At 32.9% G+C, this 3,480-nt stretch carries 4 protein-coding genes; 1 reads left to right on the forward strand and 3 read right to left on the reverse strand.

The features are described from left to right. The 3 genes from dinB to lpxK form a co-directional block, all read right to left on the reverse strand. Positions 1–710 (reverse strand): DNA polymerase IV (gene dinB, locus IV513_RS15090; protein WP_209391384.1); only part of this gene is annotated, 710 nt, incomplete at its 3' end. Between the two features lie 72 nt (positions 711–782). Continuing rightward, a complete protein-coding gene (locus IV513_RS15095; protein WP_209391385.1) occupies positions 783–1,298 on the reverse strand; it encodes a thioredoxin-like domain-containing protein in 516 nt (171 codons plus the stop codon). 130 nt (positions 1,299–1,428) lie between these two features. After that, positions 1,429–2,454, reverse strand: coding sequence for a tetraacyldisaccharide 4'-kinase (gene lpxK / locus IV513_RS15100; RefSeq protein ID WP_209391386.1), 1,026 nt, complete (start codon positions 2,452–2,454; stop codon positions 1,429–1,431). 178 nt (positions 2,455–2,632) lie between these two features. Between lpxK and truA the strand changes: the two genes are divergently transcribed. Beyond that, positions 2,633–3,364: a tRNA pseudouridine(38-40) synthase TruA gene (gene truA / locus IV513_RS15105; RefSeq protein WP_209391387.1), complete on the forward strand. Its 732-nt coding sequence runs from the start codon at positions 2,633–2,635 to the stop codon at positions 3,362–3,364. The last annotated feature ends 116 nt before the right edge of the window (positions 3,365–3,480 follow it).

Consider the following 3,480-nt stretch of genomic DNA (forward strand, 5'->3'; position numbering starts at 1 on the left):
TCAGACAAATGAATTCCCCGCACCACATTATAATAATATGCACCCGATTTTCCAAAAAGTCTGGTTAGATCTTCCAGAGATTTCTTTTTTAAATCTTTTCCTTTGAAAATAGATAAGCTGAACATTTTATTGGCAGTAACCTTTCCTACACCATAAAATTTTTCTACAGGTAACTCTTCCAAAAACGCTTCTATTTTATCTGGATGAATGGTTTTTTGTCCGTTGGGCTTATTAATATCCGAAGCAACTTTTGCTAAGAATTTATTAATAGAAATTCCTGCAGAAGCGGTTAATCCCGTTTGCTCAAATATTTTCTGCCGAATTTCTTTAGCTATCTGATTTGCCGAAACCATTCCCATTTTATTTTCCGTAACATCCAAATAGGCTTCATCTAAAGAAAGTGGTTCTACAAGATCTGTATATTCGTAGAAAATCTCACGTATTTTCTTAGAAATTTCTTTATACCTAGCAAATCTTGGCGGAACAAAAATAAGATGCGGACATTTCTCTTTGGCGGTTTTACTTGGCATTGCAGAACGAACTCCATATTTTCTGGCTTCATAACTTGCCGCAGAAACAACTCCGCGATGACCGCCTCCCACAGCAATTGCTTTTCCCCGAAGTGCAGGATTATCATATTGTTCCACAGAAGCATAAAATGCATCCATATCAACATGAATTATTTTACGATTGGGAAAAGAAGAATCCATATCACAAAGATATGGATTCTAATATTTCATCGAAATCTAAAGTTTTAGTTTAACCTAAAATACTTTGCTAATTTATTTTAAAAGTCTGTCTATAGTTTTTTGAATTTCCGGATCCTGAGGATTTATCGCATAGTATTTGGCTATTTTAGACTGTTGGTCTATTACCATATAGCGTGGAATCCAGTTCAAATCAATATAATTATTGAAATTATTTTTCCAGCCTTCAGAAAACCAATAATTTTCTTTTTCTTTCATATTGAATCTCTCAAGACTGCTGTCGAATTTCTCTTTAGATCTTTCTAATGAAAAAAAGACAAAATCTATAGTAGGATTATTTCTTTCGAGCTCCTCTGCTTTCGGTAAAGCCTGAAGACAGTCTCTACACCATCCTGCCCAAAAGTCGATAACCAGAATTTTTCCTTTATGCTGATCCAAAATCTGCTGTACGCTTATTTTATTTCCGTTTTCATCTTCCAGTTTCTGTGTTAAAGCTTCATTAGAAAACTGAGTCTTATTTTGTTTAGGAATATCCTGTGCAAAGTTTAAAGTACATATACTTAACCATGCAAAAATCATGATCTTCTTCATCTCTATCTCATTTTTATACAAATCTAATGATGTTGTTTTAATTTTCAGAAAAAAATGATTGAAATCTATTTTATAAATATCTCTGATAAGAAATATTCAAAAAAAATCTGCAAAGAGATTGCAGATTTTTTTATTTTTTATTTACATAATTGATAATCAACTGATTGAACTCCTCTTTTTTATCAATAATCACATTAATAGGCCAGTAATACACCAAATCTCTTAGATAATCGAATGTTTTAAGCCGCACATAATCTTTTTCTGTGGTGAGAATAAGTTTGTATTCTCCGAGTTTCTTATATTCTGTAATGATATTTTTAATATCAGCTTCCGAAAAATTATGATGATCTCTGAATTTCAAATGCTTTACACGTTGCGAAAATTTAGAAAGATGATTCAGAAGAGGTTTCGGATTGGCAATTCCCGTAATAAGAAGAATGTCGTAATAATTCAGATTATTATCCGGCAACATTTTATCTTTAGAATATACGTTTTCGTCGTAGCCTATGGATGAGAAAAAAACTTTCTGATGACTTGCAGGTTTTATTCTGGAAATATAATACTGCTTTTTCTCTTCTGTAAGTTCATCCGGGCATTTACTTACCATGATAACATCTGCTCTTCTGGCTCCAGATCTGGATTCCCGCAAATCTCCTGCAGGAAGAATAAAATCTTTAAAATAAGGATCATTAAAATCGGTCATCAAAATATTGAAACCCGGTTTTATGGCTCTGTGCTGCATTGCATCATCCAGAATAAGCACATCCAGATCCATATCACTAATCACCTTTTTAGCTCCCGGAACACGCTGCTCCGAAACGGCAATTACAAATCTGTTTTTAAAACGCTCAAAAAGCTGCATAGCTTCATCACCAACAGTTTTATAATTGCTGTCGTAGTTGGTTACATCATACCCTTTGGTTAACCTCCCGTATCCGCGAGAAAGCACACCTGTTCTATAATTTTTAGACAGAAATTTTGCCAAATACATTACCATCGGAGATTTTCCGCTTCCGCCCACAGAAAGATTCCCCACATTAATTATTGGGGTTTTAAACTTTGTAGATTTAAAAATTCCAAGATCATACATTGTGTTACGAAAGCCCGTAACCATTTGAAAACCTAAAGAAAAAGGATAGAGATACCATCTTTTCATACTTTGGCAAAAATAAGAATTTTAAAAACTATCTTACGAAATTTTAAGCCGGTTTTTTAGAAATTAATTATAATAATAAATAGTATTAATTAAAGTATTTTTGCAGAAAAGATTTCCTTCAACAGAAATTATTTTATTTTTTTACGAAAAAACATATTCAATTTAATAAAAATCAGCTTTGAGATATTTCATAGAATTTTCTTACAATGGCAAAAATTATTTTGGTTATCAGATTCAGCCAAAAGACATTTCGGTTCAGGAAGAATTAGAAAGGGCACTTTCTACCATTTTAAGAGAAGAAATTAAAACCACAGGAGCAGGCCGAACCGACACTGGAGTTCATGCAAAGAAAATGTTTGCCCATTTCGATACCCATTTGGTTTTACCTGAAAAACTTACACATCAACTCAACAGTTTTTTACCTAATGATATTTCTGTAAAAAGGATATTCGAAGTAAGAAATGATTTTCATGCCCGTTTTGATGCCACCTTCAGAACCTATGAATATTATATTTCTTTAGATAAAAATCCTTTCACCACAGATTCTGCATGGCAACATTGGAGAAGAGATTTAGATATTAACAAAATGAATGAAGCCTGCAGCATTTTATTTGAATATGAAGATTTTACAAGTTTTGCCAAGCTTCATACCGATAACAAGACCAATTTATGTGAAATTTACATCGCAAAATGGGAACAGAACGGCACAGAGCTGAAATTCACCATTTCTGCCAACCGATTTTTGAGAAATATGGTGCGTGCCATTGTAGGAACTATGGTAGAAGTGGGATCAGGAAAAATAAAGCCTGAAGATCTAAGAAAAGTAATAGAAAATAAAAACCGTAATTCCGCAGGAACTTCGGCTCCTGCTCACGGACTTTTTCTGGTGGATGTTGGGTATAAATTTTAAATATATAAAATGATTTCAACCTGTTGTGCATTTAGCACAAATTAATTTTTAACTTATTCAAACTTCTCTTGAAGACGAAAAAATTGAGATATTGAATCATGGTAAAAGAAGTTATT

This window comes from Chryseobacterium sp. RR2-3-20 (assembly GCF_017808115.1).
Classification (GTDB): Bacteria; Bacteroidota; Bacteroidia; order Flavobacteriales; family Weeksellaceae; genus Chryseobacterium; species Chryseobacterium oryzae.